At 68.3% G+C, this 21,960-nt stretch carries 17 protein-coding genes; 5 read left to right on the top strand and 12 right to left on the bottom strand.

All coding sequences use genetic code 11. The features are described from left to right. Positions 1-397: 397 nt before the first annotated feature. The 11 genes from serA to C5E10_RS04385 all read right to left on the bottom strand — a co-directional run bounded on the left by serA (position 398) and on the right by C5E10_RS04385 (position 14,193). Positions 398-1,990, bottom strand: a complete 1,593-nt coding sequence (gene serA, locus C5E10_RS04435) for a phosphoglycerate dehydrogenase (RefSeq protein ID WP_104330618.1) — start codon at positions 1,988-1,990, stop codon at positions 398-400. 184 nt (positions 1,991-2,174) lie between these two features. Next, positions 2,175-3,200 (bottom strand): ketol-acid reductoisomerase, encoded by a 1,026-nt coding sequence (gene ilvC, locus C5E10_RS04430; protein WP_104330617.1) that lies wholly within the window; start codon positions 3,198-3,200, stop codon positions 2,175-2,177. Between the two features lie 69 nt (positions 3,201-3,269). Further along, positions 3,270-3,776, bottom strand: a complete 507-nt coding sequence (ilvN, locus tag C5E10_RS04425; RefSeq protein WP_104240428.1) for an acetolactate synthase small subunit — start codon at positions 3,774-3,776, stop codon at positions 3,270-3,272. Positions 3,777-3,779: 3 nt separating this feature from the next. Beyond that, positions 3,780-5,585: an acetolactate synthase large subunit gene (locus tag C5E10_RS04420; protein ID WP_104240427.1), complete on the bottom strand. Its 1,806-nt coding sequence runs from the start codon at positions 5,583-5,585 to the stop codon at positions 3,780-3,782. A 62-nt stretch (positions 5,586-5,647) separates the two neighbouring features. Then, the gene (gene ilvD / locus C5E10_RS04415) at positions 5,648-7,348 is read right to left on the bottom strand and encodes a dihydroxy-acid dehydratase (RefSeq protein ID WP_104330616.1); all 1,701 of its coding nucleotides are present in this window, start codon (positions 7,346-7,348) and stop codon (positions 5,648-5,650) included. Positions 7,349-7,398: 50 nt separating this feature from the next. Further along, positions 7,399-7,896 carry a monovalent cation/H(+) antiporter subunit G gene (gene mnhG / locus C5E10_RS04410; RefSeq protein ID WP_104330615.1) on the bottom strand — a complete coding sequence of 166 codons (498 nt, stop codon included), beginning with the start codon at positions 7,894-7,896 and terminating at the stop codon, positions 7,399-7,401. Then, positions 7,883-8,167: a monovalent cation/H+ antiporter complex subunit F gene (locus C5E10_RS04405; RefSeq protein WP_104240424.1), complete on the bottom strand. Its 285-nt coding sequence runs from the start codon at positions 8,165-8,167 to the stop codon at positions 7,883-7,885. The genes mnhG and C5E10_RS04405 overlap by 14 nt, the downstream gene beginning before the upstream one ends. After that, complete coding sequence (locus tag C5E10_RS04400) at positions 8,167-8,874, bottom strand: Na+/H+ antiporter subunit E (protein ID WP_104330614.1); 708 nt, start codon at positions 8,872-8,874, stop codon at positions 8,167-8,169. The genes C5E10_RS04405 and C5E10_RS04400 overlap by 1 nt, the downstream gene beginning before the upstream one ends. Continuing rightward, positions 8,871-10,436: a Na+/H+ antiporter subunit D gene (locus C5E10_RS04395; protein WP_104330613.1), complete on the bottom strand. Its 1,566-nt coding sequence runs from the start codon at positions 10,434-10,436 to the stop codon at positions 8,871-8,873. Before C5E10_RS04395 ends, C5E10_RS04400 begins: the two co-directional genes overlap by 4 nt. Beyond that, complete coding sequence (locus C5E10_RS04390) at positions 10,433-11,119, bottom strand: Na(+)/H(+) antiporter subunit C (protein WP_104330612.1); 687 nt, start codon at positions 11,117-11,119, stop codon at positions 10,433-10,435. The genes C5E10_RS04395 and C5E10_RS04390 overlap by 4 nt, the downstream gene beginning before the upstream one ends. Next, a complete protein-coding gene (locus C5E10_RS04385) occupies positions 11,116-14,193 on the bottom strand; it encodes a Na+/H+ antiporter subunit A (RefSeq protein WP_104330611.1) in 3,078 nt (1,025 codons plus the stop codon). Before C5E10_RS04385 ends, C5E10_RS04390 begins: the two co-directional genes overlap by 4 nt. Positions 14,194-14,290: 97 nt before the next feature. On the opposite strand from C5E10_RS04385, the gene C5E10_RS04380 reads away from it, so the two are divergent. Both C5E10_RS04380 and C5E10_RS04375 read left to right on the top strand, forming a co-directional pair. Next, positions 14,291-15,517, top strand: a complete 1,227-nt coding sequence (locus C5E10_RS04380) for a DUF418 domain-containing protein (protein WP_104330610.1) — start codon at positions 14,291-14,293, stop codon at positions 15,515-15,517. 28 nt (positions 15,518-15,545) lie between these two features. After that, positions 15,546-16,511 (top strand): magnesium transporter CorA family protein, encoded by a 966-nt coding sequence (locus C5E10_RS04375; RefSeq protein ID WP_181062640.1) that lies wholly within the window; start codon positions 15,546-15,548, stop codon positions 16,509-16,511. A gap of 102 nt (positions 16,512-16,613) precedes the next feature. Here C5E10_RS04375 and C5E10_RS04370 read toward each other — a convergent pair whose 3' ends face one another. Further along, the gene (locus C5E10_RS04370; protein ID WP_104330608.1) at positions 16,614-17,993 is read right to left on the bottom strand and encodes a cation:dicarboxylate symporter family transporter; all 1,380 of its coding nucleotides are present in this window, start codon (positions 17,991-17,993) and stop codon (positions 16,614-16,616) included. Between the two features lie 161 nt (positions 17,994-18,154). On the opposite strand from C5E10_RS04370, the gene C5E10_RS04365 reads away from it, so the two are divergent. The 3 genes from C5E10_RS04365 to C5E10_RS04355 are packed head-to-tail and all read left to right on the top strand — an operon-like array spanning position 18,155 to position 21,434. Continuing rightward, the gene (locus tag C5E10_RS04365) at positions 18,155-19,852 is read left to right on the top strand and encodes a sensor histidine kinase (RefSeq protein WP_181062639.1); all 1,698 of its coding nucleotides are present in this window, start codon (positions 18,155-18,157) and stop codon (positions 19,850-19,852) included. Beyond that, on the top strand, positions 19,842-20,564 hold the full coding sequence (locus tag C5E10_RS04360; protein WP_104330606.1) for a response regulator: 723 nt from the start codon (positions 19,842-19,844) through the stop codon (positions 20,562-20,564). Before C5E10_RS04365 ends, C5E10_RS04360 begins: the two co-directional genes overlap by 11 nt. A gap of 54 nt (positions 20,565-20,618) precedes the next feature. Continuing rightward, on the top strand, positions 20,619-21,434 hold the full coding sequence (locus C5E10_RS04355; protein ID WP_104240414.1) for a sugar phosphate isomerase/epimerase: 816 nt from the start codon (positions 20,619-20,621) through the stop codon (positions 21,432-21,434). The last annotated feature ends 526 nt before the right edge of the window (positions 21,435-21,960 follow it).

Raw genomic sequence — 21,960 nt, 5'->3', positions numbered from 1 at the left:
CTCCATCGCTGCCCGGCGAGTCGCCCTCCAGCGGGGGCGTCAGCGGGGCAATCGGCTGGCAGCGATCGCGCCCGCGCCCGCGCCGCGCTGGCCCGCGCCGGGACGGGACGGGACGGGACGGGACGGTGCCCCGGGAGTTGGCCAAGCCCACGAGCCGAACGCCACGCCCCTTCGCGGCTCTCCACCCGCCCGGACGTCGGCCGGCTTCCGTGACGGATGCACCGCAGCACGTCCGCCAGGCCCAACCAGCCCGCATTCATCCCGCATCCATCCCGCAAGCTGGCCACGACAGCCACTGACCAAAAAACGCTGCCTGCGTCTTCACCCCCTGCGAGCTCTCGCAGGGGGTGAAGACGCAGGCAGCGTTCGCCGAGGCGGCAGGCCGCCGATGGAAGTGCTAGCTCTCGATGATGTCGATCTCGTGCAGCTCGGAGGCGCCGATCGCGTCGCGCAGCTTCGCGAGCAGCTCGTCGCTCGCGGGATCGTCGATCGTGAGCACGGAGAGGGCCTGGCCGCCCTCTTCGTCGCGCGCGATCTGCATGCCGGCGATGTTCACACCGGCGTCGCCGAGCGCGGCACCGTAGACGGCGACGACACCGGGGCGGTCGCTGTAGATCATCACGAGGTGGTGGTTGGCGAGCGGCACCTCGATGCTGTACCCGTTGATGCCCACGAGCTTCTCGATCTGCTTCGGGCCGGTGAGCGTGCCGGAGACGGAGACCGTCTTGCCGTCGCTGAGCGTCGCACGCAGCGTGAGGACGTTGCGGTACTCGTCGCTGTCCTCATCCGCGTTCATGCGGACCTCGAGGCCGCGCTCCTCCGCGAGGAGCGGCGCGTTCACGTAGGAGACCTGCTCGGTCACCATGTTCGTGAAGAAGCCCTTGAGCGCGGCGAGACGCAGCGCCTTGATCTCGTAGCGTGCGAGCTCGCCGTGCACCTCGATGTCGAACGCCACCGGGGAGGCGCCGATGAGGCCCTGCAGGAACTGGCCGAGCTTCTCCATGAGCGGGATGCCGGGGCGCACGTACTCGTCGATGACGCCGCCTGCGACGTTCACCGCGTCGGGCACGAGCTCACCGGCGAGCGCGAGGCGCACAGAGCGGGCAACCGAGACGCCGGCCTTCTCCTGGGCCTCGTCGGTGGATGCACCCAGGTGCGGCGTGAGCTGCAGGTTCGGCTGGTCGAGGAGGTCGCGGTTCGACGGCGGCTCGGTGACGAACACGTCGAGGGCGGCACCGGCGATCTTGCCAGACTCGAGGGCGTCGCGGAGCGCGTTCTCGTCGATGATGCCGCCGCGCGAGCAGTTCACGATGCGCAGCTCGGGCTTGGCGAGCGCGAACTCCGCGTCGCCGATGAGCCCCGTCGTCTCGGGGGTGCGCGGGATGTGGATGGTGATGAAGTCGGACTGCGCCATGAGCTCTTCGAGGCTGAGGAGCTGCACGCCGAGCTGGGAGGCGCGGGCGGGCGTCACGTAGGGGTCGTAGGCGACGAGCGTCACGCCGAAGCCCTTGAGGCGGTCGACGACGAGCGTGCCGATGCGGCCGAGGCCGACGATGCCGACGGTCTTCTCGAACAGCTCGACACCCGTGTACTTCGACCGCTTCCAGTCGCCGGCCTTCATCGACGCGTTGGCGTTCGGGATGTGGCGAGCGAGCGAGATGATGTGGCCGACCGCGAGCTCGGCGGCCGACGTGATGTTCGAGGTGGGCGCGTTGACGACCATGACGCCGGCCTTCGTGGCGGCTGGCGTGTCGACGTTGTCGAGGCCGACGCCGGCGCGCGCGATGATCTTCAGGTTCGGGGCTGCGGCGATCGCCTCGGCGTCGACCTGGGTCGCGCTGCGCACCAGGATGGCGTTGGCCTCGGCGAGTGCCTCGAGGAGCGCGGGACGGTCGGTACCGTCGACCTGGCGGACTTCGAAGTCGGGACCGAGCGCATCCACGGTTGCGGGGGAAAGCTGCTCGGCAAGCAGAACGACGGGCTTTGACACGTGAAGAATCCTCCAGTGGAGACAGGGAGTCTGCGGGCGCAGGCCGAACCGATCCTATCGCGGGGCGCGCCAGCGGCCCGCGCCGCCGTAACACGCGGCCCCCGGCAGACGCAGAAGGGCCGGCCCCGAGCGGATGCTCTGGGCCGGCCCCGTGCAGTTCAGGACTGCGGGCGGCTGGTGACGCCTAGCGCGCGACCTGTCCGTCGACGTAGTCGCTGTCGGTCTGCTTCCAGGCGAAGAGCTTGCGCAGCTCCTGGCCGGTCTTCTCGATGGGGTGCGACTCGCCCTTTTTGCGGAACTCGGCGAACTCGACGCCGCCGTTGTCCTGGTCGTCGATGAAGCGCTTCGCGAAGGCGCCGGACTGGATGTCGGCGAGAACGGCCTGCATGTTCTCCTTGACGCTCGGGTCGATGACGCGCGGGCCGGAGACGTAGTCGCCGAACTCCGCCGTGTCGGAGACCGACCAGCGCTGCTTGGCGATGCCGCCCTCCCAGATGAGGTCGACGATGAGCTTCAGCTCGTGGAGCACCTCGAAGTAGGCGATCTCGGGCTGGTAGCCGGCCTCGGTGAGCGTCTCGAAGCCGTACTGGATGAGCTGCGACGTGCCGCCGCAGAGCACAGCCTGCTCGCCGAAGAGGTCGGTCTCGGTCTCCTCCGTGAAGGTCGTCTTGATGACGCCTGCACGGGTTCCGCCGATGGCGGCGGCGTAGGAGAGCGCGGTCGCCCAGGCGGTGCCCGACGCGTCGTTCTCGACGGCGATGATGTCAGGGATGCCGCGGCCTGCGACGAACTCGCGGCGCACCGTGTGGCCGGGGGCCTTCGGGGCGACGAGGATCACGTCGACACCCTCGGGGGCGTCGATGTAGCCGAAGCGGATGTTGAAGCCGTGGGCGAACGCGAGCGTCTTGCCCTCGGTGAGCTTGTCCTTGACGCTATCCGTGTAGATGGAGCGCTGGTGCTGGTCGGGGGCGAGGATCATGATGACGTCGGCCCACTCGGCTGCATCCGCAACGTTGAGGACCTCGAAGCCATCTTCCTGAGCCTTGGGGGCCGACTTGGAGCCGTCCTTCAGGCCGATCTTGACCTCGACGCCGGAGTCGCGAAGGTTCTGCGCGTGGGCGTGCCCCTGCGAGCCGTAGCCGATGACGGCTACCTTCTTGCTCTGGATGATGCTCAGGTCTGCGTCGGTGTCATACAGGATTTCAGCCACTTGTGTGCTCCTTGATTGTTGGCGTTCTGGCGTTTGGGTGGTGCTGAGCGGATGCGCGCGACGCGGGGGTCAGCGCGCGACCCGCTCGGTCATGGATTTGGCGCCGCGCCCGACGGCCACGAGGCCCGACTGGACGATCTCACGGATGCCGTACGGCTCGAGCACGCGCAAGAATGCCTGCACCTTGCCCGTGTCGCCCGTGGTCTCGATGACAAGCGCATCCGTCGCCACGTCGACGACGCGGGCCCGGAACAGGTTGACGGCTTCGATGACCTGCGAGCGAGTCGTCGCGTCGACCTTGACCTTCACGAGGAGGTGCTCGCGCTGCACGGAGGCGTCGTATTCGAGCTCGACGATCTTGATGACGTTGATGAGCTTGTTGAGCTGCTTGGTCACCTGCTCGAGCGGGAACTCCTCGACGTCCACGACGACCGTGATGCGCGAGAGCCCTTCGACCTCGCTCGTGCCGACGGCGAGCGACTCGATGTTGAAGCCTCGGCGGGCGAACAGCCCGGCGACGCGCGTCAGGAGGCCCGGCTTGTCCTCGACGAGGAGGGAAAGTACGTGCTTCGACATGTTCTACTCCCCCTCGAAGGTCGGGCTGTGTTCCTTGGCGTACTGGACGAAGCTGTTCGAGACGCCCTGCGGCACCATCGGCCACACCATGGCGTCGGCGCTCACGACGAAGTCGATGACGACGCTTCGGTCGTTGGTCTCGAGGGCGAGCTTGATCGCGGCGTCGATCTCCTCCTCCTTCGTGACGCGGATGCCGAGCGCCCCGTAGGCGTCGGCGAGCTTCACGAAGTCGGGGATGCGGACCGTCTCGTGCCCCGTGTTGAGGTCGGTGTTCGAGTGGCGTCCGTCGTAGAAGAGCGTCTGCCACTGTCGCACCATGCCGAGCGACGAGTTGTTGATGATCGCGACCTTGATGGGGATGTCGTTGATCGCGCAGGTCGCGAGTTCCTGGTTGGTCATCTGGAAGCATCCGTCGCCGTCGATCGCCCACACCGTGCGGTGCGGTTCGGCGACCTTGGCGCCCATCGCTGCTGGGATGGCGTAGCCCATGGTGCCGGCGCCGCCGGAGTTGAGCCACGCGTTGGGGCGCTCGTACTTGACGAACTGCGCCGCCCACATCTGGTGCTGGCCGACGCCCGCCGCGTAGATGGCTTCGGGCCCGGTGAGCTCGCTGATGCGCTGGATGATGCGCTGCGGCGAGAGGAGGCCGTCGCTCGGCTCGGTGAAGCCGAGCGGGAACTCCGCCTTGAGGCCGTTGAGGTAGGTCCACCACTCTTCGAGTCGCGAGGCCTCAGCGGGAGCGTGGTCGGTGACGGCGGCGAGGAGGTCGATGGCGACCTCGCGCGCGTCGCCCACGATCGGCACGTCGGCCGTGCGGATCTTGGAGATCTCGGCGGGGTCGATGTCGACGTGGATGACCTTGGCGTTCGGAGCGAAGAGCGCCGACTTGCCGGTCACTCGGTCGTCGAAGCGGGCGCCGATCGTGATGAGCAGGTCGGCTTCCTGCAGCGAGAGCACGGCTGGCACCGTGCCGTGCATGCCGGGCATGCCGAGCATCTGCGGGTGCGAGTCGGGGAACGCGCCGCGTGCCATGAGCGTCGTGACGGCCGGCGCGCCGGTCTTCTCGACGAGGCGCTGCACTTCGGCGGACGCACCGGAGCGGACGATGCCGCCACCGAGGTAGAAGACGGGCTTCTTGGCCTGCGCGATGAGCTGCGCCGCGGCGAGGATCTGCTTGCCGTGCGCCTTCAGGACCGGGCGGTAGCCGGGCAGGTCGAGCTTCACCGGCCAGACGTACGGCGCCTTCTTCTGCTGGGCGTCCTTCGTGATGTCGACGAGCACGGGCCCGGGGCGACCGGTCGACGCGATGTGGTACGCCGCGGCGATGGCCGCCGGGATCTCCTCCGGCGTGCGGACGAGGATGCTGTGCTTCGTCACCGGCATGGTGATGCCGATGATGTCGGCCTCCTGGAAGGCGTCCGTTCCCATGAGGTGCGAGAACACCTGGCCGGTGATGGCGAGCAGCGGCACCGAGTCCATGTAGGCGTCGGCGATCGCGGTGACGAGGTTCGTGGCGCCTGGGCCGCTCGTCGCGATGCAGACGCCGGTGCGGCCGCTCGCCGAGGCGTAGCCCTCGGCGGCGTGGCCGGCGCCCTGCTCGTGGCGAACCAGGATGTGGCGGAGCTTGGTGCTGTCGAGGAGTGGGTCGTACACCTCGATGATGGCGCCACCCGGCAGTCCGAAGACGTCCGTGACCCCGAGGTTCTCGAGGGTGCGGACGACAGCCTGGGCTCCGGTCAGCATCTCGGGCTCGTGCCCAGCGGAGGGTGGTGACGCCGCGGCGATGCGGGCGGCAGTTTCCTGCGTCATGAGATCCGTTCTTCTTCGTACTCGATGAGTCGAGCGCGGTCGATGAGGGCGAGCCCTGAGGGCTAGCCCGTGGTCGCGCCCTCGGACGCGCTGCGAACGAGCTTCGAGTATTTCGCAAGCACGCCGCGCGTGAACTTCGGAGGGAGCGGTTCCCAGCCTTCTCGGCGGGAGGCGAGCTCAGCTTCGTCGACGAGTAGGTCGATCGAGCGAGCCGCGATGTCGACCCGAATCAGATCTCCACTGCGGACGAAAGCGATAGGACCTTGGTCGACCGCTTCCGGTGCAATGTGGCCGATGCACAGGCCGGTTGTGCCGCCTGAGAATCGTCCGTCCGTCAAGAGTAGTACATCCTTGCCGAGACCTGCGCCCTTGATGGCCGCCGTGATGGCGAGCATCTCGCGCATGCCAGGTCCGCCCTTCGGGCCCTCGTAGCGGATGACGATGACGTCGCCCGCTTCGATCTCGCCGTTCGTGAGCGCATCCATCGCGCCGCGTTCGCGCTCGAACACACGCGCTGGGCCCTCGAAGACGTCGGCGTCGAAGCCTGCCGTCTTGACGACCGCGCCCTCGGGGGCGAGAGAGCCGTGCAGCACCGTGATGCCGCCGGTCGCGTGGATGGGGTTGCTGAACGTGTGCACGACGTCACCGTCGACGGGGTCGGGGTTGAGGTCGCGGAGGTTCTCGGCGAGCGTCTTGCCCGTCACCGTGAGCGCGTCGCCGTGCATGAGGCCCTCGTCGAGGAGCGCCTTCATGACGACGGGGATGCCGCCATGGCGGTCGACGTCGTTCATGACGTACTTGCCGAAGGGCTTCATGTCGGCGATGTGGGGAACCTTGTCGCCGATGCGGTTGAAGTCGTGCAGGGTGACGTCGACCTGCGCCTCGCGGGCGATCGCGAGGAGGTGGAGCACGACGTTGGTCGATCCGCCGAGTGCCATCGCGATCGCGATCGCGTTCTCGAAGGCCTCCTTCGTGAGGATGTCGCCCGTCGTGATGCCCTGGCGGAGCAGGTTCACCACGGCCTCGCCGGAACGGTGGGCGAACGCATCGCGGCGGCGGTCGGCCGACGCGGGAGCCGCCGAGCCCGGCAGGCTGAGGCCGAGGGCTTCGGCGACGGAGGCCATCGTGTTGGCCGTGTACATGCCACCGCAGGCACCCTCGCCCGGCGCGAAGGCGCACTCGATGCGCTTCAGGTCGGACTCGGACATCTTGCCGGCCTTCGTGGCGCCGACAGCCTCGAAGGAGTCGATGATCGTGATGTCCTTCTCGGTGCCGTCCGAGAGCTTCACCCAGCCCGGCGCGATGGACCCCGCGTAGAGGAAGACGCTCGAGAGGTCGAGGCGTGCGGAAGCCATGAGCATTCCGGGGATCGACTTATCGCATCCCGCGAGCAGGACGGTGCCGTCGAGGCGCTCGGCCATGACGACGGTCTCGACGGAGTCGGCGATGACCTCGCGCGAGACGAGCGAGAAGTGCATGCCCTCGTGGCCCATCGAGATGCCGTCGGAGACGGAGACGGTGCCGAACTGCAGCGGGTAGCCGCCGCCCGAGTGCACGCCCTCCTTCGCGCCCTGCGCGAGGCGGTTGAGGGAGAGGTTGCAGGGGGTGATCTCGTTCCACGAGGACGCGATGCCGATCTGCGGCTTGTCCCAGTCCTCGTCGCCCATGCCCACGGCGCGGAGCATGCCGCGCGACGTGGTGGCTTCGATGCCGTCGGTGACGACCCGACTGCGTGGCTTGATGTCGATTTCTGGCTCAGGCATGCCCGCCATTCTACGCCGCGGCGACGGCCGGGCAGTGCCGTGCCGACTGGCTACTTCTCGCCGTGACCAAGGCCCTCGTGCTCGGGTGCCGGCTCGCGTTCCGGCTGGCCGGTCCGCACGGCGTGCGCCCGAGTCAGTTCGTCGTCCGTGCGGCGCTGCGCGCTCTCGACGGCGGATGCGAGCTCGTCGGCGAACAGGGGCACGTTGTCGAACTGCCTGCTGCGGTAGCCGGCTCGCGCGAGCATCGTCGCACCCGCCGGAGTCGTCAGCATCTGGAAGAACATGATCGGGATGAGGAACAGGATCGTCGGCAGGTGCGTCTGCTGGACGGCGAGGCCGATGAGCAGGAACATGAGCCCGGCGATCTGCGGCTTCGTCTGCGCGTGCATGCGCATGAGCACGTCGGAGAAGCGCATGAGGCCGACGCCCGCGGCGAGCGACAGCAGCGCGCCGAGGCCGAGGCAGATGAGGGAGATGACGTCGAGGACTTCGAGCGGCCCCTCGGTGAGGAGCCCCCCGGATGCGAGAAGCGTGTCAGAAGCGCTCACTGGCGTTCGCCTCCTGCCTGGTGACGTGCCTGGCCACTGCGACCGAGGCGATGAATGCGGTCATCGCGAGCGCGAGGACCAGCGGGAGGGTGTCCGTGTGTCCGCGGATGATCATGTCGGCGACGAGCACGCAGATGAGGATCGTGAGGAGCGCGTCGGACGCGACCATGCGGTCGATGATGGAGGGGCCGCGGATGATGCGGATCACTGCGAGCAGCGCGGCGACCGCGAACATCGTGCCGAAGATCCAGACGAGCACGTCGACGACCATCACTTGTTCCCCTCTGGAGCCGTTGAGCGGCTGTCCGCCGTGCCCTCGACGAAGACGGGCATGTCGTGCGCGAACTGCTTGTCGCGGATGGCCTCGTGCTTCTTCTGCGCTGGCGACTGGCCGATGGGGCCGAGGCCGCGACGCACCCGGTCTCGGTTGACTCGCCAGAGGTCGTCGCGTGTGCCCAGGGCGAGCGCGAGGCCCTCCTCGACGTCGAGCGCGAGCGCTTTGACGGACTCGACGGCCTCGTCTGTGGAGGCATCGAGCACGTGCAGGTACAGCACGGAGTGCATCCGGTCGACCTCGACGACCATGGAGCCGGGGATGAGCATGTTCACCTCGGCTGTGAGGGTGAGCACGAAGTCGCTGCGCGTGCGCAGCTGCACCGAGACCACGGAGCCGAGCGGCGGCTTCGCGGGCCGGAACGCGAGCCACGCGACGATGAGGGATGCGCTCACGAGGCGGTAGAGGAACTTCACGAAGAAGACAAGACTCCACCACAGGTTGATGCGACCCGAGAGGTCGACCGCCGGCAGGTAGAAGACCTCGACGATGATGACCGAGAAGATGATCCCGGTGACGACGCTGATGACGTCGACGTGCCCCCACAGCACCAGCCAGAACGCGACGAGCGCGAGCAGCAGCGGCAGCTGGACGAGGATGGCGTGGCGCCTCGGCTTGCGGGCGCTGACGTCTTTCACCTTCATGGCTTGAGCACCTCCCCGTTGGAGACCGAGCTGATGTACTCGGCGGGTACCAGGTCGAACGCGGCCGTCTCGGACCATTCGTAGATGGGGCCGGCGAAGACCGTGATGGCGACGCTCACGGCGACCATGGTGGTCGTCGCGATCGTCATGAGCCGCGACGAGGACTTCGTCTCGGTCACGACGGCGGACTCGGGGGTGTCGGAGATGCGCTCCGTCATGGGCGACGAGAAGTCGACGACCTGCTCCTGCGTGCGCCAGAAGCCGAGGTTCCAGACGCGGATGAGGGCGTAGAGCGTCAGGAGGCTCGTCACGGCACCCGCGCCGATGAGCACGTAGCTGAGCACGCTGCCCTCCGCCGCGCCAGCGGTGAAGAGGCCGACCTTGCCGATGAAGCCGGAGAACGGCGGGATGCCGCCGAGGTTAAGCATGGGGATGAAGAACAGCACCGCCACGAACGGCGCGCGCTTGAGCATCCCGCCCAGGTGCGTGAGCGAGGACGAGCCCGCGATGCGCTCGATGAGACCCGTGACGAGGAACAGGGCCGTCTGCACGATGATGTGGTGGACGATGTAGAACACCGTCGCGGCGTCACCGAGCTCCGTGCCGAGCGCGACGCCGAAGATCATGTAGCCGATGTGGCTGACGAGCGTGAACGACAGCATTCGTCGGATGCCTGCCTGCGCCACGGCGCCGAGGATGCCGACGACCATCGTCAGCAGCGCTATGACCATGAGCAGCACCGAGATGTCGTTGTCCCAGAACAGCAGCGTCTCGGTGCGCAGGATGGCGTACACACCCACCTTGGTGAGCAGGCCCGCGAACACGGCCGTCACCGGTGCTGGCGCCGACGGGTACGAGTCCGGCAGCCAGAAGGACAGCGGGAAGAGCGCCGCCTTGATGGCGAACGCGATGAGGAGCGGCATGTGCAGCATGAGCTGCACGTCCTGCGGCAGCTCGGCCATCCGCACGGCGATCTCCGCGAAGTTCACGGTGCCGACCGCGCCGTAGATGAGGGCGATCGAGCCGAGGAAGATGAACGAGGACACGAGGCTGACGACGATGTACGTCACGCCCGCCTTGATGCGCTCCGTCGTACCGCCGAGTGTGATGAGCACGAAGCTCGACACGAGGAGGATCTCGAAGCCCACGAACATGTTGAAGAGGTCGCCGGCGATGAACGCGTTGTAGACGCCAGCCGCCAGGACGAGGTAAGTGGGGTAGAAGATCGAGACGGGTGTCTCGTCGTCGCCGTCCGCCGCGCCCTGCCCGATGGAGAACGCCATGACGGCGAGCAGCACGATGCTCGTGACGAGCACGAGCATCGCCGACAGCTGGTCGACGACCAGCGAGATGCCGAAGGGGGCGAGCCAGCCGCCGCCCTGCACGACGAGCGCCTCACCCGAGGTGTTGACGGCCACGAGCAGGCCGATGCTCACGACGAGTGCGAGCACGAGCGTCGCCTGGGCCAGGAAGATCTGGAGGCGTGCCGCGCGAGCAGCGGTCAGCGTGAGCGCCGCTCCGATGAGCGGCACGAGCACGATGAGGGGAACGAGCGAGGTCATGAGCGGTCCCCCTTCCCTGCGTCGTCGTGCGGTTCGGCGTGGTCGTCGGCGCCCGAGTCGAGTCCGACCTCGCGAGCTCCGTCAGGCTGCGAGCCCTGCTCGGCTTGCGCATCCTGCTCACCGGCCCGGAACTCCTCGAGCTCCTCGTGCCGGTTGCTCGGCTCGGTTGCCTTGAGCGATGCCTCGGCGAAGCTGTCCTTGCCCGAGCCGGGTTTCGGCCCCTCGCCCATGTTGATGCGGGCGGTCGAAACCGCCGCTTCCGCGTACTCCCCGAACTCCGTGTCGCCGGAGTCGTCCTCGTCGAACTCCTCGTCGTCCTGAGACAGGTCGGCCGTGCGCATCGCGATGTCCTCTTCGTCGTCGCTCACGGTGTCGGCCTGCGCCAGGCGCCACGAGCGGTAGATGAGGGCGAGCATGAAGGCCGTCACGCCGAAGGTGATGACGATGGCCGTGAGGATGAAGGCCTGCGGAATCGGGTCGGAGTAGTCCTCCGGCGCGACGTCAGGGTCGTAGATGGGGGCGAGGCCGAAGCTGCCCGACATGAAGAAGAGCAGGATGTTCGTCGCGTTGCCGACGAGCAGGATCCCGAGGAGCATGCGCGTGAGGCTGCGCTCGAGGAGCAGGTAGACGCCGCACGTGTAGAGCGCGGCCATGCCGACGAGGAGCACGAGGGACAGCGTCATGAGCGTGTCACCTCCTCGGATTCGACGGGTTCGATGTCTGACTGGGCTGCTTCGACCTCTTCGTTGACTCGGGCGAGCGCCCCCGTGTTGTAGCCCGTCTCGCCACCGTCCGGGGTCTCGCCCTGGAGGCCGTCGTGCTCGGCAGCCGAGTCGGAGTCCGGGGACGCATCCTGTTCGATCTGCAGGTCGATCTCCGAACCGAGGGAGCGCAGGATGTCGATCACCAGCGCGATGACGATGAGGTAGACGCCGATGTCGAAGACGGTCGACGTGACGAAGACGAACTGGCCGATGCCGGGGATGTCCTGGTCGATCCACGAGGAGGTGAAGGGCGCCTGGCCGAAGAAGATCGGCACGAGCGCCGTGAGCGTCGCGAGCAGGAACCCGATGCCGAGCAGCCGGCCCGCATCCACCTTCACTGCCTCATCGAGCTCGGCCCTGCCGCCGGCCAGGTAGCGCGCGGCGAGCGCGAGGCTCGCGACGGCACCGCCGGCGAAACCGCCACCCGGGGTGTTGTGGCCGGTGAAGAGGAGGAAGAGGGATGCGATGAGCAGCGCGTGGAACACGAGCCGCACGACGACCTCGAGGATGATCGAGCGGTTGTTCGGGGCCAGCGACTTCCCGGCGATGAGCCAGACCTTGCGGCGCTCCCCCTGCAGCTTGTCTGCCTTGCCGAGCTTCTGGCCGGCGGCGCTCACGGCCGCGAGGTCGATGGGCTCGGTGACGGGGCGGGAGGCGCGCAGGAAGCGCGGGCCGCGGGCGGCGTCCACGCGCGAGCGGCCGCGGTTGTTGAGGTAGACGAGGCTCGCGACACCCGTGGCGGCGGCGATGAGCACGGAGAGCTCCCCCATCGTGTCCCAGCCGCGGATGTCGACGAGCGTGACGTTGACGATGTTCGAGCCGTGCCCGCCCTTGAAGGCGAACTCGGGGAAGAACAGCGAGTCGGGGGAAGCCTGGCGGGAGGCGAGCGCGATCCAGGCGACGATGGCCATGACGATCCCGACGGAGCCGCCGATGAGCCAGCGCAGCCACGACGGCGGGTTCTTGAGCGCCTTGCCGTGGCGTGCCGGGAGTCGGCGCAGCACGAGGACGAACACGACGAGCGTGATCGTCTCGATGAGCGCCTGCGTGATCGCGAGGTCAGGGGCGCCGGAGAGCGCGAAGAGCCCCGCCATGCCGTAGCCGGTGACGCCCACGAGGATGACGCCCTGGAAGCGCTTCTCCGAGCTCGTCACGAAGAACGCGGCGAGGATCATGATCAGGATGATCGCGATCTCCTGCCAGCGGATCTCGGTCTCGAACGCGGGCACCGGGGTGTCCATCGTGACGAGCGTGAAGACGGAGGCGACGACGAACATGATGAAGATCGACGCGAGGTAGAAGGGCAGCGAGCCGCGCTGGGTGGTCGCGGTGGTGCGGGCGGCGATGACGTCGACGACGCGCATCGTGGTCCAGTAGCCGCGCGACGACTCGATGAGCGGCGGCACCTTCGCCTGGGCGCGGGCGACGGGCGCCCGCCAGAGGAAGAGCAGGCCACCGAGGATGAAGGTGCCGATCGTGATGAACAGCGCTGGCTCGAATCCGTGCCACAGAGCCAGGTAGTACGGCTTGGCACCCGGTATCTCCGGCAGCGTGTCCGCGTACATCGCGAGCACGGGATCGACGAGGCCGGAGGCGAAGCCGAGGCCGAGCGAGGCGGCGACGAGGATGAGCGGGGAGAACATGAAGTCGAGGTGCTCTGGCACGTAGCGGACGCGCTCGACCTCGGGCTTCGACGCGAAGGCGCCGTAGAGGAAGCGGGCCGAGTAGGCGACCGTGAACACGGTGCCGATGATGACGCCGACAAGCGCGACCCAGCCCCACATGTTGCCTGCCTCGCCCGCCTCGAGGAGGGCCGTGAGGATGGCCTCCTTGGCGACGAACGTGAACATCGGGGGCACGCCGGCCATGGCGGCGATCGCCAGCGCCGTCATCCAGAACAGCACGGGCGCGGCCTTCGCGAGGCCGGAGAGCTTGCGGATGTCGCGGGTTCCCGTGCGGTGGTCGATCATGCCGACGATGAGGAACAGCGCGGCCTTGAAGCACGCGTGGGCGATGACCATGGCGAGGCCCGCGAGCGCCGCGTCCCGCGTGCCGAAGGCGACGACGATGGTCATGAAGCCGAGCTGGCTGACGGTGCCGTAGGCGAGGATCAGCTTGAGGTCGTGCTGGCGCAGCGAACGCCACCCGCCGATGAGCATCGTCGCGATGCCGATCGTGACGAGCACCTCGCGCCAGCCGGGCATCTCCGCGTAGCCGGGTGCGAGGCGCGCGATGAGGTAGATACCGGCCTTCACCATCGCCGCGGCGTGCAGGTACGCGCTCACCGGGGTGGGCGCGGCCATCGCGGCGGGGAGCCAGAAGTGGAACGGCACGAGGGCCGACTTCGTGACGGCGCCCGCGAGCACGAGCATGATGGCCGTGATGGTGAAGCCGTCGAATTCGGGCGGGTTCGCGATGATCCCGGACAGCAGCGACGTGCCGGTCGACGCGTGCAGCATGACGAGGCCGACGAGCATGGCGAGGCCGCCGAGCGTCGTGACGAGCAGCGCCTGCATGGCGGCACCGCGGCTCGCGCGCTTCGACGAGTAGTGCCCGATGAGCAGGAACGAGAGCACGCTCGTCGCTTCCCAGAAGATGAAGAGGAGGTAGATGTCGTCGGCGAGCACGAGGCCGAACATGACGCCGGCGAAGGCGAGCAGCACTGCGGCGAATCGGCCGATGTCGGGCTCGTCCGGCTTGAAGTAGCGGCCGCAGTAGACGAGCACCAGCGAGCCGATGCCCGTGACGATGAGCGTCATGACCCAGGCGAGCACGTCCATCCGCATGGCGATGGCGATGTCGATCTGCGGGATCCAGGGGATGCTCTCGACGAGCACCTCGCCGCTCAGGATGCGCGGACCGAGCAGCGCGGTCCAGACGAAGGCGACGGCGGGGATGGCAGCGGCGGCGAGGAACGTCACGTTCCGAAGCCACCTGTGGAGCACCGGAATGAGGATGCTCGCGCCGAGGAAGATAGCCAGGAACGCGATCATTCGGCCTCCTGGAGCTCATGCAGCGGTGTGGACAGATTTATTTTACCTGGCAGTTGACTGCGTGTGTGCCGAATGCCGTTCTCGGTAGCGTGTGAGCATGCAGCTCTCACCGCCAGGACTCCAGCCCACGGCGACTCAGGCGCGTGCTCTCGCGCCGGATGCGGCTCGAGGTTTCGCCCTCCTCTTCATCGCGATCGCGAACCTCACCGTGTACCTGTACGGCAGGGAACAGGGCATCCTGTTCCGCCCGCTGGACCCCGGGGTCGGCGACCGCATCGCCGATGTCCTCGGTGCGCTCTTCATCGACAACCGCAGCTTCCCCCTCTTCTCGCTGCTGTTCGCGTACGGCTTACATCAGCTCGTCACCCGCGAGGAGCGCAGGGGCACGCCGTGGCCGGTGGTGCGCGGGCTCCTCGCGAAGCGCAATACCTGGCTGTTCGTGTTCGGCGCCCTCCACGGGCTCCTCCTCTTCATGGGCGACATCATGCACACGTACGCCCTCGCAGGCTTCGTCCTCATCCTGCTGATGCGCTCACCGAGCTGGGTGCTCTGGCTCGTCTTCGGCATCACCGCCCCGCTTGCCATCGCGTTCGGCAGCGGCGACGGGGCTGCGGCATCCGGACTCAGCGAGATGGAGACGGGGGCGATCGTCCAGATGCCGTCGGTCCTGAGCGAGACGTTCCTGGATGCGCAGGCCGCGCGCGTGGGCGAGTTCCTGCCGTTCCTGGCGTTCGCGCCGCTGACGGTGCTCGGGGTCCTCCCGCCCATGATGCTCGGCCTCATCATGGCGAGGCACCAGCTCCTCGAGCGCCCATGGGAGCACGCTCGCGCCGTTCGTCTCATCGCGACGGCCGGTGTCGCGGCGGCCGTCATCGGCGGGATCCCGTTCGCGCTGGGGCTCGCGTTCGGCTTCGCGCCTGGCCCGGTGTGGTTCCTGGCCGGGTCGTTGCACTCCGCCACCGGCATCCTGGCCGGGGCCGGCTACGCGGCGCTCTTCGCGCTCATCGTCGCCCGCAGTCAGCAGGCCGGGACAGCGCCCGGCCCCATCGTCGGGGCGCTGACCGCCCTCGGGCGACGCTCCATGTCCGGCTACCTGGCGCAGTCCGTCATCTTCCTGCTCCTCATGCCCGCCTGGTCGCTCGGTCTGGGCGGCACGGTCGGCACCGGTGGCGCGTTCCTCATCGGGGCCGGCGCCTGGCTCGTGACGCTCCTCGGCGCCGTCCTGCTCGAGCGGGCAGGCAAGCCGGGACCGGCCGAGTGGGCCATCCGCAGACTCAGCTACGGCAAGCCTCCCGCGAGCGCCGCACAGCCCCCGCACAGCTGACGCCAGCCGCGGTCGTACGATGAGCCGCATGCAGACGAAGAGGCTCTACCGCGAAGGGAAGCGAGTCGAGGGCGAGCATTCGCTGACGGCCCTCGCCGAGCACCGAGCATCCGCGAACTGCACCGTCTGGGTCGACCTGACGCTCGACGAGGAGGGCGCCCTCGACGAGCTGGCGACGCTCCTCGACCTGCACCAGCTCGCGGTCGAGGACGCGCGGTCCCACCTCGAGCGGCCACGGCTCGCGAGATTCGATTCGCACCTCCTGCTGACGCTCTCGGCGTCGGAGTGCGACGAGGAGGGCACCGTCGAGATCTCGCGACTGACGGCCTTCATCCTGCCCGGCATCCTCATCACCGTGCACGAGGATCGCTTCCCCATCGACGCGGTCGCGAAGCGGCTCGACGACAACGAGGAGCTCTCCACCTACGGGGTGCCGTGGCTCGTGTGGGCGCTGCTCGACATCGTCGTCGACAGCCACACCGACTCGGTCGAGCGGCTCGACGAGGTCATCGAGGCGCTCAGCGACGGCCTCTTCAGCGAACGGCCCGACACCAGCGAGGTGCAGCGGCGCGCGTTCACCCTGCGCCGCAGCGTCTCCAAGCTGCGCCACGCGACGCTCCCCCTCAAAGAGGTCATCACCCTCCTCATCCACCAGGGAGAGGAGAAGGTGGCGCCGGAGCTACACCCCTACTTCGCCGACGTCGGAGACCATGCCGGCCTTGCCGCCGACTGGTCGGAGACGCTCGCCGACCACATCTCGACCGCCATTGAGACGAGCATCGCCCTGCAGGGCAACAAGATGAACGAGATCATGAAGAAGGTCACGGGCTGGGCGGCGATCATCGCCGTCCCGACAGCCATCACGGGCTTCTTCGGCATGAACGTCGATTTCCCCGGCCACGACCAGGTCGAGGGCCTCATCGCGTCCATCACCCTCGTCATCGGCTCCTCCGTCGTGCTCTACATCGTGTTCAAGAGGCGCGACTGGCTCTAGGCAGAGCTGCTGCGCGCAGACCTGTGGGGTGTGCATCCGGTTCTCGCGAAACGGATGCACACCCCACAGGTCTGCGTGCGCGGGCCGACCGCGCCGAGCGGCCTACGCGGTCGCGCGCTCCTGGTCCATGACCTGTGCGCTCTTCGCGTCTCGCGAGTGGTCGGTCGAGCCGTGCACGTCCTCGTTCATGGTCGCCTCGTCGAAGGGGGCGCCTCCGCTGAGCACGAGGTCGACGCGCTGCTTGTCGATCTCCTTCGTCCACGTTCCGACGAGCACCGTCGCGACGGCGTTGCCCGTGAAGTTCGTGAGGGCACGCGCCTCCGACATGAAGCGGTCGATGCCGACGATCACGCCGACGCCATCCACGAGGTCGGGGCGGTGAGCCTGCAGGCCGCCGGCGAGCGTCGCGAGGCCAGCACCGGTCACACCGGCGGCGCCCTTCGAGGCGATCATCATGAAGACCAGCAGCGACACCTGCTCGCCGATCGAGAGCGGCGTGCCCATCGCGCTGGCGATGAACAGCGACGCCATCGTCAGGTAGATGGCCGTGCCGTCCAGGTTGAAGGAGTAGCCGGTCGGGATCGTGATGCCGGCGACCGACTTCGAGACGCCGACGTGCTCCATCTTCGCGATGAGGCGGGGCAGCGCGACCTCGCTCGACGACGTCGACACGATGAGGAGGTACTCACGGCCGAGGAACTTCATGAGCTTGAAGATGTTGACGCGCGCCACGAGCCACAGCAGCGAGCCGAGGACCACGACGATGAACAGCGCGCACGTGATGTAGAAGGCGATCATGAGCGTACCGAGCGCGATGACCGCGTCGATGCCCGTCGCCCCCACGACCGCGGCGATGGCGCCGAACGCGCCGACCGGGGCGACCCACATGATCATGCCGAGCACGCGGAACACGAGGGCCTGGATCTGCGCGATCGCGTCGATGATGGGCGCCGCCTTCGTGCCCATCTTCTGCAGGCCGAAGCCGAGCAGCAGTGCCACGAACAGCACCTGCAGGATGCTGCCGTCCGTCAGCGATGAGAACAGCGACGTCGGGATGATGCCGAGGAGGAAGTCGGCCGTGCCCTCGCTCTTCGCCGCATCCGCCTCGTACGACGCGCTGGCGATGTTGAGGCCCTCACCCGGGTGGATGAAGTTGCCGACGACCATGCCGATGCCGAGGGCGAAGGTCGACATCGTGATGAAGTAGAGGAGCGCGAGCCCACCCACCTTGCCGACCGTCGCGGCCTTCGCGATGGAGCCGACACCGAGCACGATCGTGCAGAAGATGATCGGGGCGATCATCATCTTGATGAGGGCGACGAACGCCTCCCCGACGGGCTTGAGCGCCTTCCCGAACTCCGGGAGGACAAGTCCGACCGTGATGCCCGCGAGCACCGCGATGATGACGGCGATGTAGAGCCAGTGCGTCTTGTCGATGCCGCGCTTGCGCGGAGCCTTCTGGTCCTGAGATGTGAGCGCCATTGCTGTCTTCTCTCCTTTGAGATCCGACGCGAGCTGCGTCGGGAACGATGGATCGAGCATCCGCTCCCCCACATGACCGCCGCGACTTGCGTTCATACTGTTCTCATCGCCGACGGTGCAGTGCAGCGCCGGGAGATGCGACGACCGTGAGGAGGAGCACCATGCGATTCGCAAGCTGGAGCGTCGCGACGCGCCTCTTCGTGCTGCAGTTCGTCGCCATCCTCGTGCTCACCGGCATCGGCGTGGCGATCGTGTGGGCGGATGCGAGACGCGAGGCCGAAGACGACGCCGCGTTGCGCAGCCTCGCCGTTGCCGAGACCATCGCCCACGACCCGTTCGTCGTGGAGCAGCTCGAGACAGCCGCCCCGAGCAGCAGCCTGCAGCCCTACGCGATCTCCATCTCCGACTCCACCGGCGTCGACTTCATCACGATCATGGACACGGACGGGGTGCGCATCACGCACCGCAACCCCGAGGAGATCGGCCGCCCGTTCCAGGGCAACATCGACGCTGCACTCACCGGCTCCACCTTCACGGAGACCTACACGGGCACCCTCGGCCCCTCGGTGCGCGCCGTCGCCCCCATCTGGGACGACGGCGAGGTCGTCGCCCTCGTCTCCGCGGGCGTCACCGTGTCGAACGCGCACGTCGCGACCGGGTCCCGCATCGCGCTCATCCTCTGGTCCGCGTTCGGCGCGCTGCTCATCGGCGGGGCTGGCGCCTGGGCGCTCAGCCGCTACCTTCGCCGCGTGACCGACAATCGCGGCCCGGAGGACCTCGCGCGGATGTTCGCCTACTACGAGGGGGTGCTGCGCTCCATCGACGAGGGTCTGGTGCTCATCGACACGAAGGGCAGGATCGTGCTCACGAACGTGAAGGCCGCCGAGTACCTCGGCCTGCCGCCCTTCGACGAGCATGCCGCGCCGGTCCCGGTGCGCGACCTGGAGGCACCCGAGATCCTCCGCGAGGCCATGCTGCGCGGCGAGGCCGTCGTCGACGAGATCGTGGTCACGGAGCGCCACGTGCTCGTCGTGAACTGCGAGGCGGTCGTGACGCGCGGCCCCGGCCACGACGCTCCCCGGTTCGCGGGCACCGTCGTCACGCTGCGCGACCACTCCCGCATCGAGGAGCTGAGCGGCGAGCTCGAGACCTCCCAGACCCTCGCCGCGGCGCTCCGCTCGCAGGCGCACGAGTTCGCGAATCGACTCCACACCATCATCGCCCTCATCGAGCTCGGGCAGCCGGAGGAGGCGATGCGTCTCGCCAGCTCGACCCTCGGAGTCAGCCAGGAGCTGGCCGACCGCCTCGTGCGCGCCGTCGAGGACCCGGTGCTCGTCGCCCTGCTCCTCGGCAAGTCGGCGCAGGCCGACGAGATGGACGTGCGCTTCGAGCTGCACCTGCCGGAGCGGGTCCCCGCGAGCGCCTCGGCTCGCGACCTCATCACGATCGTCGGCAACCTCGTCGACAACGCGCTCGAGGCGGCCCGGACGACGCCCTCACCCGCCGTGCGGGTGCTCGTCGAGGAGCTCGACGGGGAGGTGCTCATCGAGGTGAGCGACAGCGGCGAGGGACCCGACCCGGACTTCCTCAGCCGCATCTTCGACTTCGGCGTCTCCGGCAAACCCGGCAAGGGCCGAGGCGTCGGGCTCGCGCTCGTCCGCCAGGCCGTGCGCAGGTCCGGGGGAAGCATCGAGGTCGAGGGGTCCGCGTTCACGGTCTGCCTGCCACTGCGCGAGCAGCCGGCCGTCCGAGAAGAGGACACGGTGACCGAGACCGGGCACGGAGTGCCGCGAATCCACGTGCCTGCGGGCACCCGAGGCGCCACCTCGGGCGCTGGAGGAGCGTCGGATGACCACTGACGAACGCTCGCCGCGAGACCTGCATGTGCTCGTCGTCGACGACGAGCCCATGACTGCGCGAGCGCACGCCTCCTACGTCGACCGGCTCGCCGGCTTCACGACGGTCGGCGTCGTCGGCACGGCGTCCGCCGCGATCCTCGCCGTCCGAGCGTCGGGCCACGGCGATGCTGCTCGCATCGACGTCGTCCTGCTCGACATCAACATGCCGGATGCGACCGGCATCGACGTGGCCCGCAAGCTTCGGGCCGAGGGGCACGACGTCGATATCATCGCGGTCACCGCCGTCCGCGAGGCCGCGACCGTCAAGCAGGCGGTGTCGCTCGGCATCGCCCACTACCTGCTGAAGCCCTTTACCTTCCAGACCTTCGCGGAGAAGCTCGAGGCGCTCCGCGAATACCGTGCCGGTCTCTTCGACCACGTCGTCTCGAGCCAGGACGAGGTCGACCAGACCCTCGCGGCCCTCCGGCACGCCGCACCGCAGTCGAGCCTCCCCAAAGGACTGACCAGCGAGACCCTCACGGGCGTCATCGCCGCCCTCCGCGGCCTCGAGGCCGGCAGTGGCATCTCCGCCAAGGAGCTCTCCGAGCAGCTCGCCCTCTCTCGGGTCACGGCCCGCCGCTACCTGGAGCACCTCGTCGACACGGCGGCCGCCGAGCGCACCCCGAGGTACGGCACACCCGGTCGACCAGAACTCGAGTACCGGCTCTCCTGAGCCGGGCCGGGCTCCGTCACCTTTCGGACAGCCGAGAGGAGTAATCTCCGGAAAATGATCACCGTCGGCATGAGCACCTCCTGCACGTTCCCGAAGTCTGTCGAGACCTCGTTCCAGATAGCTCGCGACGCGGGCTTCGACGGTATGGAGATCATGATCTCGACGGACCAGACGTCACGAAGCGTGGATGCGCTGAAGCGGCTCATCGACAAGTACCAGCTCCCGGTGCTGGCCGTGCACGCACCCGTGCTGCTCTTCACGCAGTTCGTGTGGGGCCGCGACCAGCGCACGAAGCTCCAGCGCTCCGCCGAGCTCGCCCGCGACATCGGCGCCTCCACGGTTGTCGTGCACCCGCCGTTCCGGTGGCAGTCGGGATACGCGGAGAACTTCCTCGGCATCGTCCGCGAGATCAACGAGGACACCGGCACCGAGATCGCCGTCGAGAACATGTTCCCCTGGAAGGTGTCCGGCCGGGCGCTGCAGGCCTACAAGCCGGGCATCGACCCTGTCGACATGGACTGCGACGCCATCACGCTCGACTTCTCGCACGCCGCGCTCTCCGGCCGCGACTCCCTGCAGATGGCGAAGGCGGCCGGCGACCGGCTGCGGCACATCCACCTCTGCGACGGGCAGGCGCCCGAGGCGAACGACAAGCTCTTCGACGAGCACCTCGCGCCCGGCGAGGGCGGGCAGCCCGTGGCCGAGACTCTCCAGTACCTCGCGTCGATCGGCTGGTCTGGCCATGTGGTCGCCGAGGTGAACACGCGCAAGGCGAAGAACGAGCCGGACCGCCTGCGCATGCTGCGCGAGACGGTCGCGTTCGCGCACGAGCACCTGCAGCTCGGCCGCCCCGTCTCCGACACGGTCTGACTCGCCGGCCCGGTCCTGCCTCGCCCGGTGCTCCCCTGGCCGACCCTCCACTGGCTCGCCCGGTCTTCGCCTTGCCTGGTCCTCCCCCGGCTGTTCCTCCCCGGGCTCCCGACTCGGGCTGGCAACGTCACTTCGTTGCGGGAAGTTCCCCGCAACGAAGTGACTTCTCCATCCCGGAATAGGTGACGGGGGGCACGCTGCGGCCGGCCGGCGCGCGCCCTGCCTCCGCGGTCCCGAATCCCGACTCGGGCCGTTGCATCCCCTGGCCCTGCAGCCAGGACCCTGCACCGCTCGGTCATCGTCTCTGGCGCGTAGACCCTGGCCCGTGGACGTGGACGTGGACCTGGACCTGGACCTGGGCCCTGGACCTGGCCCGGCCCGGGGCCTAGACCCGCCGGTCCGTCCACTCACACCCCGACTCGGGCTGGCAACGTCTCGTCGTTGCGGGAAGTTTCCCGCAACGACGTGACTTCTCCAGCCCGAGACAGGCGGGCGGGCCCGGGGTGGCGAGGGCCGGGCCCGGGGT

It is taken from the genome of Pseudoclavibacter sp. RFBG4 (genome assembly GCF_002931515.1).
Taxonomy (GTDB): Bacteria; Actinomycetota; Actinomycetes; order Actinomycetales; family Microbacteriaceae; genus Pseudoclavibacter.
Note: the sequence above shows the minus strand (reverse complement) of the source record. Positions and strands in the feature narration are given on the sequence as shown.

Bases quoted from the DNA above. Each gene is read 5' to 3' on its own strand.
- ilvN (WP_104240428.1), bottom strand. From the start codon at position 3,776: ATGTCGAAGCACGTACTTTCCCTCCTCGTCGAGGACAAGCCGGGCCTC.
- C5E10_RS04420 (WP_104240427.1), bottom strand. From the start codon at position 5,585: ATGACGCAGGAAACTGCCGCCCGCATCGCCGCGGCGTCACCACCCTCC.
- ilvD (WP_104330616.1), bottom strand. From the start codon at position 7,348: ATGCCTGAGCCAGAAATCGACATCAAGCCACGCAGTCGGGTCGTCACC.
- C5E10_RS04405 (WP_104240424.1), bottom strand. From the start codon at position 8,167: ATGGTCGTCGACGTGCTCGTCTGGATCTTCGGCACGATGTTCGCGGTC.
- C5E10_RS04400 (WP_104330614.1), bottom strand. From the start codon at position 8,874: ATGAAGGTGAAAGACGTCAGCGCCCGCAAGCCGAGGCGCCACGCCATC.
- C5E10_RS04395 (WP_104330613.1), bottom strand. From the start codon at position 10,436: ATGACCTCGCTCGTTCCCCTCATCGTGCTCGTGCCGCTCATCGGAGCG.
- C5E10_RS04390 (WP_104330612.1), bottom strand. From the start codon at position 11,119: ATGACGCTGTCCCTCGTGCTCCTCGTCGGCATGGCCGCGCTCTACACG.
- C5E10_RS04385 (WP_104330611.1), bottom strand. From the start codon at position 14,193: ATGATCGCGTTCCTGGCTATCTTCCTCGGCGCGAGCATCCTCATTCCG.
- C5E10_RS04380 (WP_104330610.1), top strand. From the start codon at position 14,291: ATGCAGCTCTCACCGCCAGGACTCCAGCCCACGGCGACTCAGGCGCGT.
- C5E10_RS04375 (WP_181062640.1), top strand. From the start codon at position 15,546: ATGCAGACGAAGAGGCTCTACCGCGAAGGGAAGCGAGTCGAGGGCGAG.
- C5E10_RS04370 (WP_104330608.1), bottom strand. From the start codon at position 17,993: ATGGCGCTCACATCTCAGGACCAGAAGGCTCCGCGCAAGCGCGGCATC.
- C5E10_RS04365 (WP_181062639.1), top strand. From the start codon at position 18,155: ATGCGATTCGCAAGCTGGAGCGTCGCGACGCGCCTCTTCGTGCTGCAG.
- C5E10_RS04360 (WP_104330606.1), top strand. From the start codon at position 19,842: ATGACCACTGACGAACGCTCGCCGCGAGACCTGCATGTGCTCGTCGTC.
- C5E10_RS04355 (WP_104240414.1), top strand. From the start codon at position 20,619: ATGATCACCGTCGGCATGAGCACCTCCTGCACGTTCCCGAAGTCTGTC.